14 protein-coding genes and 1 pseudogene are annotated in these 14,906 nt (G+C 73.0%); 6 read left to right on the plus strand and 9 right to left on the minus strand.

Annotated features, from left to right (window positions below; genetic code table 11):
* Positions 1 to 32: 32 nt before the first annotated feature.
* From ACIBBH_RS11255 to allB, 4 genes and pseudogenes are all read right to left on the minus strand, one after another.
* Positions 33 to 662, minus strand: coding sequence for a dihydrofolate reductase family protein (locus tag ACIBBH_RS11255; protein ID WP_399403971.1), 630 nt, complete (start codon positions 660 to 662; stop codon positions 33 to 35).
* Between the two features lie 74 nt (positions 663 to 736).
* Positions 737 to 1,120 (minus strand): annotated as a pseudogene (locus tag ACIBBH_RS11260) (AIM24 family protein); the annotation flags it as partial.
* Positions 1,072 to 2,187 (minus strand): allantoicase, encoded by a 1,116-nt coding sequence (alc, locus tag ACIBBH_RS11265; RefSeq protein ID WP_399403972.1) that lies wholly within the window; start codon positions 2,185 to 2,187, stop codon positions 1,072 to 1,074. The gene alc and the pseudogene ACIBBH_RS11260, both read right to left, overlap by 49 nt.
* A 52-nt stretch (positions 2,188 to 2,239) precedes the next feature.
* Positions 2,240 to 3,577 (minus strand): allantoinase AllB, encoded by a 1,338-nt coding sequence (allB, locus tag ACIBBH_RS11270; RefSeq protein ID WP_399403973.1) that lies wholly within the window; start codon positions 3,575 to 3,577, stop codon positions 2,240 to 2,242.
* 287 nt (positions 3,578 to 3,864) lie between these two features.
* Here allB and ACIBBH_RS11275 point away from each other — a divergent pair, with 287 nt between their 5' ends.
* Positions 3,865 to 4,659 (plus strand): IclR family transcriptional regulator, encoded by a 795-nt coding sequence (locus ACIBBH_RS11275; protein ID WP_399403974.1) that lies wholly within the window; start codon positions 3,865 to 3,867, stop codon positions 4,657 to 4,659.
* Between the two features lie 75 nt (positions 4,660 to 4,734).
* On the opposite strand, the gene ACIBBH_RS11280 is transcribed toward ACIBBH_RS11275, so the two are convergent.
* A complete protein-coding gene (locus tag ACIBBH_RS11280) occupies positions 4,735 to 5,049 on the minus strand; it encodes a DUF5955 family protein (protein ID WP_399403975.1) in 315 nt (104 codons plus the stop codon).
* A gap of 189 nt (positions 5,050 to 5,238) precedes the next feature.
* Here ACIBBH_RS11280 and ACIBBH_RS11285 point away from each other — a divergent pair, with 189 nt between their 5' ends.
* Positions 5,239 to 5,838 carry an NTP transferase domain-containing protein gene (locus ACIBBH_RS11285; protein ID WP_399403976.1) on the plus strand — a complete coding sequence of 200 codons (600 nt, stop codon included), beginning with the start codon at positions 5,239 to 5,241 and terminating at the stop codon, positions 5,836 to 5,838.
* A gap of 183 nt (positions 5,839 to 6,021) precedes the next feature.
* On the plus strand, positions 6,022 to 7,647 hold the full coding sequence (gene aceB, locus ACIBBH_RS11290; RefSeq protein WP_399403977.1) for a malate synthase A: 1,626 nt from the start codon (positions 6,022 to 6,024) through the stop codon (positions 7,645 to 7,647).
* Positions 7,648 to 7,660: 13 nt separating this feature from the next.
* On the opposite strand, the gene ACIBBH_RS11295 is transcribed toward aceB, so the two are convergent.
* The 3 genes from ACIBBH_RS11295 to ACIBBH_RS11305 are packed head-to-tail and all read right to left on the minus strand — an operon-like array spanning position 7,661 to position 10,411.
* Entirely contained in the window at positions 7,661 to 7,936 is a 276-nt protein-coding gene (locus ACIBBH_RS11295; protein WP_399403978.1) for a SelT/SelW/SelH family protein, read from the minus strand.
* The gene (locus tag ACIBBH_RS11300) at positions 7,933 to 8,847 is read right to left on the minus strand and encodes a HipA family kinase (RefSeq protein WP_399403979.1); all 915 of its coding nucleotides are present in this window, start codon (positions 8,845 to 8,847) and stop codon (positions 7,933 to 7,935) included. The genes ACIBBH_RS11295 and ACIBBH_RS11300 overlap by 4 nt, the downstream gene beginning before the upstream one ends.
* Positions 8,848 to 8,878: 31 nt before the next feature.
* A complete protein-coding gene (locus ACIBBH_RS11305) occupies positions 8,879 to 10,411 on the minus strand; it encodes an IucA/IucC family protein (RefSeq protein WP_399403980.1) in 1,533 nt (510 codons plus the stop codon).
* 106 nt (positions 10,412 to 10,517) lie between these two features.
* On the opposite strand from ACIBBH_RS11305, the gene ACIBBH_RS11310 reads away from it, so the two are divergent.
* Genes ACIBBH_RS11310 through ACIBBH_RS11320 form a run of 3 tightly spaced genes read left to right on the plus strand, consistent with a single transcriptional unit; the run spans position 10,518 to position 14,170 of the window.
* On the plus strand, positions 10,518 to 12,071 hold the full coding sequence (locus ACIBBH_RS11310) for an IucA/IucC family protein (protein ID WP_399403981.1): 1,554 nt from the start codon (positions 10,518 to 10,520) through the stop codon (positions 12,069 to 12,071).
* Positions 12,072 to 12,089: 18 nt separating this feature from the next.
* Positions 12,090 to 13,355, plus strand: coding sequence for a VWA domain-containing protein (locus ACIBBH_RS11315; RefSeq protein WP_399403982.1), 1,266 nt, complete (start codon positions 12,090 to 12,092; stop codon positions 13,353 to 13,355).
* Positions 13,355 to 14,170 (plus strand): hypothetical protein, encoded by an 816-nt coding sequence (locus ACIBBH_RS11320; RefSeq protein ID WP_399403983.1) that lies wholly within the window; start codon positions 13,355 to 13,357, stop codon positions 14,168 to 14,170. The genes ACIBBH_RS11315 and ACIBBH_RS11320 overlap by 1 nt, the downstream gene beginning before the upstream one ends.
* A 53-nt stretch (positions 14,171 to 14,223) precedes the next feature.
* Here the strand turns inward: ACIBBH_RS11320 and ACIBBH_RS11325 are convergent, their stop codons facing one another.
* Positions 14,224 to 14,850 (minus strand): winged helix-turn-helix transcriptional regulator, encoded by a 627-nt coding sequence (locus tag ACIBBH_RS11325; protein ID WP_399403984.1) that lies wholly within the window; start codon positions 14,848 to 14,850, stop codon positions 14,224 to 14,226.
* Positions 14,851 to 14,906: the final 56 nt, after the last annotated feature.

Here is a 14,906-nt window from a genome sequence, read left to right on the forward strand (position 1 = left end):
GCGATCACCGTACCGGCGGAGGTGATCTTCGGCTAGACGTTTTCGGGGAGCTCGTACGAGCCGTACTCGGGGCGCCCGGCGAAGTCGTACGACTGGATGGAGACGCCCGCGGCGGTGACCCGCCCTCCGGCGTGCCGGAACGCGGTCGGGACGGCGCCTTCCGGGAACAGGCGGCGGCCGGCGCCCAGCACGACCGGGAAGGTCAGCAGGTGGAGGGTGTCGACGAGGTCGAGGGCCAGGAGGGACCGGACGAGGGCGCCGCTGCCGTGGACCTGGAGCTCGCCCTCGGTGCGCTCCTTCAGGGCGGTGACCTCCTTGGCGAGGTCGGCGGTGAGCACGGTGGTGCGGGACCAGCCGGACGTGTCCAGGCCCGTCGAGGAGACGACGTACTTCGGCAGGCCGTTCAGCTTGCCCGCGACGGGGTCACCCGGATCGGTCATCTTCGGCCAGTAGGAGGCGAAGATCTCGTAGGTGCGGCGGCCGAGGAGGAAGGCTCCCACCCGGTCGAAGACCTCGGTGACGAACCGGCCGAAGTCGTCGTCGCCGTACGGAACGCTCCAGCCGCCCTGGTCGAAACCGCCGCTGGGGTCCTCCCGGGGGCCGCCGGGTGCCTGGTAGACGCCGTCGAGGGTGACGAAGACCGTGGAGACGAGCTTGCCCATGGCGGACACCTGCTTCCTGGTGCGGGTTCTGCTGTCATCACCTCAGACCCCGCCGGGCCCCGCAACTCATCGCCTCATCCGGCGTGGATCGAGAGGAGACCGCCCGCCGGGCCCTGCTTGTCACCGCCCGGGGCCTTCTTCAGGGCGCCCGTGAGGCTCTCGATGGTGAGGGACTTCCGGATGCCGCGGCCGTTGCCCTCCAGGGTGGCCAGGGACAGGCCCTCGCCGCCGAAGACCATGTCCGTCAGTCCCCGGCGGTCGAGGCCGCCGACGCGCTGGACGCCGTACTGGATGCCCTCCTCGAAGGCGACGGCGCAGCCGGTGCCGACCTCGATGCGGCCGCCGAAGCCGGCCGGGTCGAGGTCGATGAAGTTGCCCGCGCCCGCGATGATCACCGAAGCTCCCCGCGTCAGCCGCCCAGCTCCCGATGACGCGCCGCCAGCTCCGCCGCGCCCTGCTCCGTCAGCGAGCCGAACAACCGCAGGCGGGAGATGCCTCCGTCCGGAAAGATGTCCACGCGCGCGTGCGTGCCGACGGCCGGGGCCGGGAGCACGAAGCGGTGGTTGGTGTCGGGCTGGAGGCGGGTGCGGGGCAGGACCTCGCGCCACTCGCCGTCCTCGCCGTCCTTGAAGGACACCGACGCCCAGCCCGCGCTGTTGCCCTTCAGACAGGCCGTGTCGATCTCCAGGGCCCGGACCTGGGCCTGTTCGGCCAGGCGGTAGCGGATCCAGTCGTTGCCCCGGTCGCGGCGGCGGCGGGTCTCCCAGCCCTCGTCCATCGTGCGGGAGCGGCCCGGCTGGATGGTGTTGGTGGCCGGTGAGTAGAAGAGGTCGGAGGCGTCCTCGACCCGGCCGCCGTTCTCCAGGGCGACCACGTCGAAGGTGCCGAGGACCGCCAGCCACCTCGGGTCGGGGACGACCTCTCCGTACACGCGCAGGCGCGCGATGCCGCCGTCGGGGTGCTGGTTGACCCGCAGGTGCGTGAAGCGCTGCTCCACGGACACGGAGAAACCGTTCGCCGCGTGGCCGCCCACCGGGGTCCGGGGGACCAGCGTCGTCCACTTCACGTCGCCGGACAGGAGCTCCTCCGGGGACGGGGAGCCGGGCACGGACGTGCCCTCGACCGACACGGCCTGCGGGTGGTTTCCGCGGAAGTGGGCGGTGTCCACGACGATGCCCCGGATCACGCCCGGCGCGCCGAGGCGGACAAGCGCCCAGTCGTGGTCCTCGGCGGTGGGCCAGGGGTGCTCTGCGCAGGCGCCGCGGCGGCGGCGGGTTTCCCAGCCGTCCATGATCTTGCCCTTGTGCCCGAAGTGCCCGGGGTCGAACTCGGCCCGCCCGGGCACCAGCAGGTTCTCGCGCTGGGCGAAGAACTCGTCGTTGGCGGCGATGACACCGGCGCCGAGCCGCCGGTCGGCGAGGTTGGCGTGCTGGGTGAAGGGAAAGTCGGCGGTGCGGTAGTCCGCGTACGGGTCGCCGCCTCCGTAGGGGTTCGCGTCGCCGGTGAAGGTCACGATCGCCGTCACGTTGATCAGGGGTTCCTTTCGGGGTCGGCCACCGCGGGTGCGGGAGGGCGGATCAGGGGCTGCGGGTGAGCAGGCGGCCCTTCGGTGCGGTGAACTCGCCGTCCGCGACGATGCGCTCGCCGCGCAGCCAGGTGGACTTCACCACGCCGGTGAGGGTGCGGCCCGCGTACGCCGTGACGCGGTTGCGGTGCTGGAGGGCGGCCGGGTCCACGGTGAACGTCTCATCGGGCGCGAGGACGGCGAAGTCGGCGTCGCGGCCCGGTGCGATGGCGCCCTTGCGGTCGAGGCCGGCCAGTTCCGCCGTGCGCGTCGACATCCAGCGGACGACGTCCTGAAGGCCGTGGCCGCGCCTGCGGGCCTCGGTCCACACGGCGGCCAGGCTGAGCTGGAGTCCGGAGATGCCGCCCCAGGCGGTGGCGAAGTCGTCGGTCTTCAGGTCGGCGGTGGACGGTGAGTGGTCGGTCACCACGCAGTCGATGGTGCCGTCGGCCAGCGCCTGCCACAGCAGGTCCTGGTTGGCGGCCTCGCGGATGGGCGGGCAGCACTTGAACTCGCTGGCGCCGTCGGGGACTTCCTCGGCCGTCAGGGTGAGGTAGTGCGGGCAGGTCTCCACCGTGATGCGGACGCCCTCCGCCTTCGCTGCGGCGATCAGCGGCAGCGCGTCGCCGGAGGACAGGTGCAGCACGTGCACGCGCGCCTGGAGGCGCCGGGCCTGCGCGATGAGGTTCGCGATCGCCGTGTCCTCGGCGTCGCGCGGGCGGGAGGCGAGGAAGTCGGCGTACCTGGGGCCGCCCTGCTGCGGGGCCGCGTCGAGGTGGCGGGGATCCTCGGCGTGCACGATCAGCAGGCCGCCGAACCCGGCGATCTCCGCCAGCGACCGGGCGAGCTGCTCCTGGTCGAGGTGCGGGAACTCGTCCACGCCGGAGGGGGACAGGAACGCCTTGAAGCCGAAGACTCCGGCGTCGTGCAGCGGTCGCAGGTCCTTGACGTTGCCGGGCAGGGCGCCGCCCCAGAAACCGACGTCGATGTGCGCCTTGTCCGCGGCGACCTGCTGCTTCGTACGGAGGTGGTCGACCGTCGTGGTCGGCGGGAGGGAGTTGAGCGGCATGTCGACGAGGGTGGTGACACCGCCGGCCGCCGCCGCGCGCGTGGCGGTCCAGAACCCCTCCCACTCGGTGCGGCCGGGATCGTTGACGTGCACGTGGGTGTCGACCAGGCCGGGCAGCAGCACGTGGTCGCCGAGGTCCTCCAGGCGGGCGCCCTGGGGCACGGGCGCGTCGTGCGGCAGCACGGCCGTGATCGTCCCGGCGGACACCACGACCGAGGCGGCGCGCGTCCCTTCCGGAGTGATGACCCGCGTCGAGCGCAGCACCAGTTCAGCGTCGGACACCCGGACCCCTCTCTCTGCCGCCGTTTTACTTCCACGAAACGGGATGTACACCCATGTAAGGGAATTCAACGTTCTGTTGAAGGAGTCTCCACTCCCGCTCCCCGGCCGTCAAGGGCACACTTCTCCGCGGCACTCCGAGGCCGGCCGCTCTGGACGTTTCCATAAGACGGAATTAGAATTCCGGTAAGCAGAACGTAGTGACGTACAAGCAGGGAGTCAACCAGCTCCCGGGTAGGCTTTGGCCCTTCCTGTCAGGCCCTTCCTGCCAGTCCCGAAAGGAATGTGCCGTGCCGACGTCCAGCGCCAGCACCACCGAGTCCGCCAAGTCCGCCAACGGCGGCGGGGTCCAGTCCCTCGAGCGCGCCTTCGACCTGCTCGAGCGGATGGCGGACGCGGGCGGCGAGGTCGGCCTCAGCGAGCTCTCGGCGAGCAGCGGGCTGCCGCTGCCCACCATCCACCGCCTGATGCGCACGCTGGTCGTCTGCGGATACGTACGCCAGCAGCCCAACCGGCGCTACGCCCTCGGCCCGCGCCTGATCCGCCTGGGCGAGTCGGCCTCCCGGCTGCTCGGCACCTGGGCCCGGCCCTACCTCGCCCGCCTGGTCGAGGAGACCGGCGAGACGGCGAACATGGCGCTGCTCGACGGGGACGAGATCGTGTACGTGGCACAGGTGCCGTCCAGGCACTCGATGCGCATGTTCACCGAGGTCGGCCGGCGCGTCCTGCCGCACTCCACGGGCGTGGGCAAGGCGCTGCTCGCCAACACCCCGGACGACGAGGTGCGCGCCCTGCTGGCCCGCACCGGCATGCCCGCGGCCACGGACAAGACGATCACCACGCCCGAGGGCTTCCTCGCGGCGCTGGCGGAGGTGCGCCGCCAGGGCTACGCGGTCGACGACAACGAGCAGGAGGTAGGAGTCCGCTGCCTGGCGGTCTCCGTGCCCGGCTCCCCCACCGCCGCCGCCATCTCGATCTCCGGCCCGGCCGGCCGCGTCACGGAGACGGCCACGGAGCGGATCGTGCCGGTGCTGCAGCAGGTGGCGGCGGAACTGTCGCAGGCGCTGGCGAGCTCGGGCGGCTGAGCGGGCCGCCGGGTGACCGCCCGGGGGGCGCCGGCGGGCGGACCGGCTGCGGCCGACGGCATGCCGCCCACCGCCTCAGCCCCGCGGCGGCTCCCCGAACAGATCCACCGCGTCGCGGACGTCCGACAGGCCCCGGGCGAGGGCACTGACGGAGCCGATCGCACCCGCGATCAGTAACAGGGAGCGGCGCAGCCGCGGTATCTCGGGGATTCCGTCGGACGTCATCGCGGCCAGCGCGGCCAACTCGTCCTCGGCTGTCGCCCGGTCCGGGAACTCCGCCGGGTGCGCGGCGAGTTCACGGCGCAGGCGGGACACCGCGGTCCGCAGTTCCGCCATTCTCGGATCCTCGTCGCTGCCGGTCACCGGCCTCTGCCCCAAGCTCCGCAACACAGCCCTCCCCCTCGCACTCCGCGGTGCGCCCGCGCTTCCCGATCCCCCCGGCGCACGCCTCCCCGGCACTGGTCGGGCGCCTGAGACGCGGGCCAGTAAACGCCACCCGGTGCGGGTGCGCCAGCGTGCGGACCGAAATTCAGTACTCGGAAACCGGCCGCTCCCCTCGGCGTCAGGTATGCAGGACGCATGACGGACAACCACCACCAGATCGCCGGGCTGCTCCTCGCCGCGGGCGGCGGAAGACGGCTCGGCGGACGGCCCAAGGCACTGCTCGAGCACCGGGGACGGCCCCTGGTGGAGCACGCGGTGGGGGTGCTGCGCGCGGCCGGCTGCGAACGCGTGCACGTGGTCCTGGGGGCCCGCGCGGAGGCCGTACGGGAGCGGGCCCGGCTGGCCGGTTGCGTGCTCGTCGACAACCCGGAGTGGGAGCGGGGCATGGGCACCTCGCTGCGGGCGGGGCTGGACTCGCTGGCCGGCACCGGCGCGCGGGCCGCGCTGGTCTCGCTCGTCGACCAGCCGGGCATCGGGCCGCAGGCGGTGGCCCGCGTGCTCGCCGCGTACCGGGACGAGCGGTCACTGGTCTCGGCGGCGTACGACGGCGTGCGGGGCCACCCCGTCCTGCTCGGCGCGACGCACTGGGCGGGCATCGCGGCGAGGGCGACCGGCGACCGGGGGGCACGCGTGTACCTGAAGGAGCACTCCGGGGCGGTCACGCTCGTCGAGTGCGGGGACGTGGCGCGGCCGTACGACATCGACACCGAGGCCGACCTCGTCCACCTCGAGTGAGAAGGGTGGCACCGCGCGCCGCTTCCCTCGACCCGGAGAATCTCGACATCAACAGACGATTGAAGTTCCACGATGAGGAAACTATTATCCACCTATCAGAAGCGCCCAGGACCTACCCGGGCGTCTCACGCCGTACCCGGTTCGACTGGCACCCGGTGCCACCGCTGAAGGAAGTGACAGCTCATGTCCGCACCAGCGCCGTCCCCGCTGGCCATCGTCGACGCCGCGCCCCTGCCCCGGCAGGAGGAGGTCCTCACCGACGCGGCGCTCGCCTTCGTGGCCGAGCTGCACCGGCGGTTCACGCCACGCCGTGACGAACTCCTCGCCCGCCGCGCGGAGCGCCGCGCCGAGATCGCCCGCACCTCCAGGCTCGACTTCCTGCCGGAGACCGCCGGGATCCGCGCGGACGAGTCCTGGAAGGTGGCGCCCTCGCCGGAGGCCCTGAACGACCGCCGGGTCGAGATCACCGGCCCCACCGACCGCAAGATGACCATCAACGCCCTCAACTCGGGCGCGAAGGTGTGGCTCGCGGACTTCGAGGACGCCTCGGCGCCCACCTGGGAGAACGTCGTCCTCGGTCAGGTCAACCTGATCGACGCGTACACCCGGAACATCGACTTCACGGACCCGGAGTCGGGCAAGTCGTACGCCCTGCGTCCCGACGAGGAACTCGCCACCGTCGTCATGCGCCCGCGCGGCTGGCACCTCCACGAGCGGCACCTCGTCGACGCCGACGGCGCCCAGGTCCCGGGCGCCTTCGTCGACTTCGGCCTCTACTTCTTCCACAACGCCCAGCGTCTGATCGACCTCGGCAAGGGCCCGTACTTCTACCTCCCGAAGACCGAGTCGCACCTGGAGGCCCGCCTCTGGAACGACGTGTTCGTCTTCGCGCAGGACTACGTCGGCATCCCGCAGGGCACCATCCGCGCCACCGTGCTCATCGAGACGATCACGGCCGCGTACGAGATGGAGGAGATCCTCTACGAACTGCGCGACCACGCCTCCGGATTGAACGCCGGCCGCTGGGACTACCTGTTCTCCATCGTCAAGAACTTCCGTGACGGCGGCGCCCGGTTCGTCCTGCCGGACCGCAACGCTGTCACGATGACCGCCCCGTTCATGCGGGCCTACACCGAACTCCTCGTCCGCACCTGCCACAAGCGCGGCGCGCACGCGATCGGCGGCATGGCGGCGTTCATCCCGTCCCGCAAGGACGCCGCGGTCAACGAGGTCGCGTTCGAGAAGGTCCGCGCCGACAAGGACCGCGAGGCGAACGACGGTTTCGACGGCTCCTGGGTCGCCCACCCCGACCTGGTCCCGATCGCCATGGAGTCCTTCGACCGGGTTCTCGGCGACAAGCCGAACCAGAAGGACCGCCTGCGCGAGGACGTCCGCGTCGAGGCGGCCGACCTGATCGCGATCGACTCGCTGGACGCCAGGCCGACGTACCACGGTTTCGTCAACGCCGTCCAGGTCGGCATCCGTTACATCGAGGCCTGGCTGCGCGGTCTCGGCGCGGTCGCCATCTTCAACCTGATGGAGGACGCGGCCACCGCGGAGATCTCCCGCTCGCAGATCTGGCAGTGGATCAACGCGGGCGTCGAGTTCGAGAACGGCGAGAAGGCCACGCCGGAGCTGGCCCGCAAGGTCGCCGCCGAGGAACTGGACGGCATCCGCACGGAGATCGGCGAGGAGGCCTTCGCGGCCGGGCACTGGCAGCAGGCCCACGACCTGCTGCTGCAGGTCGCCCTCGACGAGGACTACGCGGACTTCCTGACGCTGCCCGCGTACGGGCAACTGGCCGGCTGAGACCCGGAAAAGCTCACTTGTCCGAGTGGCCCAGGGACCTTCCCGGGGCCACTCGGTCGCGCACGGCCTGCTTCACGGCCGTGGGCTCCGGAAAGCCCTGTGCGCGGCGGTCCCACACCACCTCGTCGTTCACCCGGACGACGAAGACACCGCCGGTGCCGGGCTTCAGCGACAGCTCCGTCAGCTCGGCTTCGAAGGTCGTCAGCAGCTCCTGCGCGAGCCAGGCGGCACGCGGCAGCCAGCGGCACTGGGTGCAGTACTCGATCTCGACCCGCTGAACATCCGTCATCCCGGGTGCACCGGCCAATCCTGTTCCGCCGCCGGCTTGCCGTGCAGGTCGGGGACCCGCTTGAGCCAGTCCGGGCGGCCCTCCTGTGTTCTCGCCGCGCGCCGGGCCTCCTCGGCGGCGAGTTCCTCCCGGGTGGGGAAGTCCGTGGGCAGCCAGGCCGCGGAGGCCTCCACGCGCGCGTGGAGGTAGTCCACGTACGCCGTACGGACGTCGTCCGGCGCCGCGAATCCCTCCTCGCCCCTCAGCCAGGCCTCGGGGACCTCCGCCGCGATCTCCCGCAGCAGCTCCCGCGTCACCTTCGGCGCCAGCTCCGCGTCGGCCGCCCGTACGTCGGGCCCGTAGTGGCCGAGGGCGTGGTGCCGGAAGTCGTAGGCCTTCGTGGGGTCGGAGGCGTCCCAGCGGTGGTGGAAGACGAGGGCGGCGCCATGATCGATGAGCCACAGGCGCGGGGGCGCGGTGCCGAACGTCGGCCAGACCATCAGGTTGGAGCTGTGGACCGTACGGTCGACGTTGACGGTCAGGGCGTCGAGCCAGACGATCCGGCCCGCCTCCAGCGGGTCCACCGGGAAGGCCTGGGCGACCCGAGGGGTGAAGTCCTTCGCGCCCGGCAGGTAGTCCATGCCGAGGTTGGTCCCGGCGCTGGCGCCGTGCAGCTCCCGTACCTCCTGGTGGGGCTCGTGGGCGGCGATCGCCGGGTCGAAGTGGACGAGGACCAGTTCGGGGAAGCGCAGCCCCAGCGCGCGGGCCAGTTCACCCACGATCACCTCGGCGACCAGCGCCTTGCGGCCCTGCGCGGAGCCGGTGAACTTCACGACGTACGTGCCCAGGTCGTCGGCCTCGACGACTCCGGGGACGGAGCCGCCGGATCGCAGCGGGGTCACGTATCGAACAGCAGTCACGTCGCGCAGCACACCGGCCAGCGTAAGGCAGGCCGGACTGGCCCTACCCGTTGGCCAGCGGGTTGGGCAGCGGCAGGTAACGGGCGGCGGCGCCGTCCGCGCCGGTCCAGCGCAGCAGCAGGTTCGTCTTGCCGGGCAGGGTGGGCGAGGCGAGCAGGGCGGGGATCTCCGGGAGGTCGTGGGCGGCGAGGGCGCGGCGGGCGGCGGGCCAGGGGTCGAGGCCCGGGTGGTGTTCGGCCAGGGCGGCGGCGATCTCGGTGAGGTGGTTGACGACCAGGCAGTACACCAGCCGCTCCCAGCCGGCCGCGCGGGAGACGTCCGGCAGCAGCTTGACGCCCTCGGCGTCCCGGAACAGCGCCTGGACGGGCGTACCGGAGGCGTCGACGGCGATCAGCGTGTTCTGCAGGTGTGCCTCGAGGACGACGCCGTGGCCGGCGAAGGCGGTCAGGGCCGGGGGGACGACCTGGCGCAGGTACGCCTCCCACCAGGCCGCCGGGTCGGGGGCGGCGGCGAGGGGATTGCCCTCGAAGCCCTCGACCAGCCCGGCGGCGAGCAGCGGGGTCGCGCCGGGCAGCAGGTGGCCGCGCAGGCCGTCGCGGACCAGCACGGCCAGTTCCTCGAAGGCGAACGCGGCGGTGCGGTAGCCGCGGTCGCTCAGCCAGGCGGCCGGGCCGGCGGACGCGGCGAGGGCGTGGCTCGCGGCCGTGTCGGTGCGGCGCAGTCTCCGTAGGTCGTGGCGCCACAGGCGGCGGATGTCGTTGGTGATCCGCACGTCCAGGCTGAACTTCAGGTACAGGTCGCGGCGGGGCTCGTACAGGGTGCGCACGGCGGCGGTCGGCCAGGCCGGGAACGGGGTCGTGCCGAGGTGGACCAGGCGGCCGTCGGCGAAGGCCGGGGCAAGGTCGGGGCCGACGAGGCCGAGCTGCCAGGGGTGGGCGGGCAGCAGCCGGTAGCCGGGCGGGGCCGCGCCGAGGGCGTCGAGCGCGCAGGTGTCGCCCTCCTCGGCCACCTCGTCCTCGCGCACGCCGAGCAGCACCAGCGGGAAGCGGGCATGGGCCTCGGGGGCGTACGGCAGCCAGGCCGCGACGGGGCCGCCGCCGCGCGCCTTGGGCGCGGGGTGGTGAGGATGGCCGGTGATGAGGGACTGTTCGGAGCGCAGGTACGGGTCGTCGGGCGCCGTCGTACGGGCGCGCGCGGCGAGCAGCGCGGCGACCGCGTCCCGGCTGTCGATCATCTCGGTGGGCAGGTCGTCGCTGGACAGTCCCGTGTGCCGGCGCAGTTCCTCGGCGACCAGTTTGACCAGCTCGGTGTGGCCGATGCGCCGCCAGGCGCCCGCCGCGTGCACCTCGGGCGCGGCGGGCCGCCGCGCACCGCGCACCCGCAGCAGGCGGCCGGTCCCGGGCAGCCGGTACGTCCGCCGTTCCCCGGTCGCGGGCAGCGGCTCGGCGACCTCCCGCAGCAGGCAGTTGAGCAGGGGCGCGGCCGCGTACGCGTCGGCGCGCTCCGCGACGTCGTCGACGGCGGGCAGGTGATCCACGACGTCGTCGCTGGGGGGCATGTGGTCCACGCGATCCATTCGTACTTCGTCCGGGGTCCGATCGCGATCAGTATGTCTGTCGTCCCTGCATGCTGCCGTCCACGGAAGCCGTGCCCGTCCCGCTGTCGTACCCGAGGAGCCGACCGTGTACCGCCCGCCCCTCTCCCACCACCACCCTCCCGAGGAAGGCCCTTCGGGCCCCCCCACCTCCGAGGCCGAGGTCGCCGAGGAGCTGGCCGTCGTCCGGCCCGACCTGGTGCCCCGGTACACGGCCGGGCTGCCCGGCGCGCGGGCGGCCGTGCTGACCCGCCTGTGGCGGGCGCTCGCCCATGAACCGCTGCCCTGGATCACCCGCCGGGTGCACGGGGCCCGTGACCTGACCGTGCGGCTGGCGGACGGACGCCGGCTGCGCGGCCCGCGCGCGGATCCGTACGCGACCGACGCGTACGTCACCGTCGTCCACCTCGACGGTGTGGCGTACGACGATCCGGCGCGCCTGATGACGGACCTCGCGGTGCCGCACGCCGCCGCCTTCGCCGCCGAGCTCGGGCACAGCGTCGCGTCGCTGGCGCTGTCGCGGGCCGGTCGGCCGGAACATCCGAAGGAGTGGCCGGAGCGGGGCTGGGAATGGGAGCAGCGAGTGGTCGACGGGCACCCCTTCCATCCGAACTGCCGTTCCCGGCCCGGCTTCTCGGTGGCCGAGCAGCTCGCCTACGGGCCGGAGCACGGGCCGGTGGTGGAGCTGGGGACGGTCCCGGTCCCGGCGCGGGAGTGCCTGGTGACCGGGGCGTGGCCGGACGAACTGCGGGACGGGGAGCGGCTGCTGGTGCCGGTGCACCCCTGGCAGGCGGCGCATGTCCTCGAGCGCCCGTACGACGGCTGGTCGGGCGCCCATCCCCTGATGTCGCTGCGCACCCTCGCCCTGCCGGGCGGGCCGCACGTGAAGACGGCGCTGAGCGCCCGGCTGACGTCCTCGGTGCGGGACATCTCGGTGTACTCGGTGGGCGTGGCGGCCACGTTGTCGGCGTTCGCGGAGGATCTCGCGGCCCGCACGGACGGCCTGCTGCACGTCACGCGCACCCTGGGCGCGGTGACGGCCAGCACCCCCGATCTGGCGGCCGTGTTGCGCGAGTCGCCGCAGGTGTACGCGGCGCCGGGCGAGCACGTCCTGCCGGTGGCCGCCCTCGCCGCCACCGATCTGCCGAACTCCCCTTCCTGGCTCGCGGACTTCGCCCGCCTAGCCCTCACGGTGGGCCTGCGCCTGCTGGAGCTGGGTGTGGCGCTGGAGGCGCACGGCCAGAACCTCCTCGTCGTCCTGTCCCCCTCCGGCGCTCCCCTCCGCCTGGTCTACCGCGACCTCGCCGACATCCGCGTCAGCCCCGCCCGGCTGACCCGCCAGGGCATCACGCCCCCGGAGCTGACCGGCCGCCTGGTCACCGACGACGAAGCGGCCCTGCGCCGCAAGCTGTTCGGCTCCCTGGTGGCCGGTGCCCTGGCCGGGACGGCCGGTTCCGGCCCGGCCCTGGGCGCGGCCCTGCAGACGGCCGTACGGGATCTGCCGCCCACCCCGGACCTCGCGGCCCTGCGCGAAGCACCACTGCCCGCCAAGGCGTTGACGCTGATGCGGCTGTCACCCGAGACGCCCGGTGACCTGTGGACGGCCCTGCCCAGCCCGCTCGTTTTGGAGCACGGCACCTGAGATCAATAGGATCCGCCGATGATCAGAAGACAACGGCTGGCGGCGGGGGTCTGTGCCCTGCTCGCCGCGCTGACGGCAGGGCTGGCGTTCCCCGCCGGAGCGGTCGCCGACGAGACGGACGACCAGGCCGCTCCCAAGGTGGAACTCGTACTGGACGTCAGCGGTTCCATGCGCACGCGGGACATGGACGGCGGGTCGCGGATGGCCGCGGCGAAGCAGGCGTTCAACGAGGTGCTCGACGCGACACCCGAGGAGGTCCGGCTCGGGATACGCACGCTCGGCGCCAACTACCGTGGTGACGACCGCAGGACGGGCTGCAAGGACACCGAGCAGCTCTACCCGGTCGGCCCGCTTGACCGGACCGAGGCGAAGACGGCGGTCGCCACGCTGGCGCCGACCGGCTGGACGCCGATCGGTCCGGCGCTGCAGAAGGCGGCCACCGACCTCGACGGCGGTGACGGCACCCGCCGGATCGTCCTGATCAGCGACGGCGAGGACACCTGCCAGCCGCTGGACCCGTGCGAGGTGGCCCGCGAGATCGCCGCCAAGGGCATCGGGCTGACCATCGACACCCTCGGCCTGGTCCCGGACGCCAAGACCCGCGACCAGCTCAGCTGCATCGCGGACGCCACCGGCGGCACCTACACCGACGTGCGGCACAAGGAAGAACTCAGCGACCGCGTGGGCCAGTTGGTGGACCAGGCGGCCGATCCGGTGGTGACCCCGGTGGCCACCGAGGGCGCGCGCGAGTGCGCGAAGGCGCCCGCGCTGAAGTCGGGGCTGTACACCGACCGTGAGGAGTTCGGGCAGCAGCGCTGGTACCGGGTGGACGTCGGCCCCGGCCAGGAGGTGCGCGCCTCGGTGAGCGTGGCGGCCGACCGGGCCGTGGGCCCCGACTACGGGGTGCTGCTGCGGGCCGTGACCGTGCACGGCCGGGAGATCGTGCGCGGCGAGGCCGCGGGTGACGGCCGTACGGACGTGATCTCGACGGGCCTGCGCTACCCGAGGGCCGGGAGCGACGACGAAGACGCCACCGCCGAGACCGTGTGCCTGCAGGTCACCAACTCCTTCTCGGCGGCCTCCGGTGTGAAGACCACGCCCGGGCTGCCGCTGGAGCTGACCGTGGACGTCGTGGACGGCCCGGACAAGGCGAGCGACGTGGCCTCCTTCGGCCTGGGCCGCGGCTGGTGGCTGCTCGGCGCGCTGGTGCTCACCGGCTTCGTCGCGGGTCTGCTGTGGGGCTGGGTGTCGCGCTGGCGGGTCGCGGTCTGGAGGACGAACTGATGCGTATCACTCGTGTGTTGGGCGCCGCGCTGCTGGCGTTCGGGGCGACGCTCGCACTCGCCGCGGGGCCGGCCGCCGCCGGCTCCTCCCCCTCCGCCGGTCCCTCCGGCGACGGCAAGGCGCCCACCGAGGCGGGCACCTCCTTCCGTACGGCGACCGAGATCGACCAGGGGCAGCAGGCCACCGCCGGCGGTTCCACCGGCGACTACCTGTACTGGTCGTTCCCGGCGGACTCCGGGCAGCGCCCCACCGTCAGGGCGACGGTGAAGCTGCCCGGCACGCACACCGCCGAGACCTGGCAGATCGACGTGTACGACGGCCTGCGGCGCCGCCAGGCCTGCCAGTACGGCGCCCAGACCCGCACCGCCGGCCAGGGCGTCTCCTCCGTGGACCTGACCTGCGTCCTGCGCACGGTCCGCGCCTGGTCGGAGCCGTGGGCCGACGACCCGCTGCCGGGCACGTACTACATCCGGCTGACCGTCGTGGACCTGCGCTCCTCCGATCTCGGCCAGCCCGTCGACGCCCAGGTCCGCGTCGACTCCAAGGACGTCGGCGGGTCGGCCGCGGTGGACGGCTCACTGGCCGAGCCGCTGGTCCCCGGGATCGCCGCCAAGCCGGCGAGCGAGGACGACGGTTCGTCGAAGCCGGCCGTGCTGTCCGCCGTCGAGCCGGACGACGGCTGGTCCTCCGGTTGGTGGACCGACCGCTGGGTGTGGACCGCGGTGGGCGGCGTGCTGGCCGCCCTGGCCGGCATCGGCGGGTACGCGCTGACGCGCGGGCCGGGACGGCCGTCGCGGGTGCCGCCGGGCGCCTGAGTCACCTCACCCGGAAGAAGGCCCGCCGGTCGCCCGGCGGGCCTTCTCTCCTTTCACGCCTCCCGCAGCGCCTTGGCCACCGCACCGTCCCCGGACACCTCGATCCGCCCCTCGCGCACCGCGTCCGGGACGCTCAGCTCACCGCGGGCGACCGCCGTACACGTGCCGGTGTCCATGACGAACCGGGCGTCGGGTTCGGCGGGGGCGCGCCCATCGCCGTACACGGGTCCGTCCTCGGCACCGATGTACAGGTGGAAGACGCCCTCGTCCAACCGGACTTCGACGAGGCCGGCCCCCTCCAGCTCACGCAGCAGCGGCAGCGCGAACCAGTGCGCGCGCACCGCGTCGGTGGGCCGCCGCTCCCCCAGCTCGGCCCGGCCCCACTCGCCGAGCGCCTGCAGCACGGGCAGCAACCGCCGCCCGTGTGCGGTCAGTTCGTACACGTAGGCGGCGCCCGGCGGAGGCAGCCGGCGCCGTGTCGTCAACCCGTCCCGCTCCATGTCCCTCAGCCGCGAGGCGAGTACGTCCGTGCTCACGCCGGGCAGGTCGGCATGCAGGTCCGTGTAGCGGCGGGGACCGGCGAGCAGCTCCCGGACGATCAGCAGGGTCCAGCGGTCGCCGACGAGGTCGAGGGCGCGGGCGGCGGAGCAGTACTGGTCGTAGCTTCGGCGAGGTGACATGTCCCGCAGTCTAGACATGCCGTTGGACTTTCCAAGCCGGAACTTGGTAAAACCAA

Source organism: Streptomyces sp. NPDC051636 (assembly GCF_044453765.1).
Classification (GTDB): domain Bacteria; phylum Actinomycetota; class Actinomycetes; order Streptomycetales; family Streptomycetaceae; genus Streptomyces.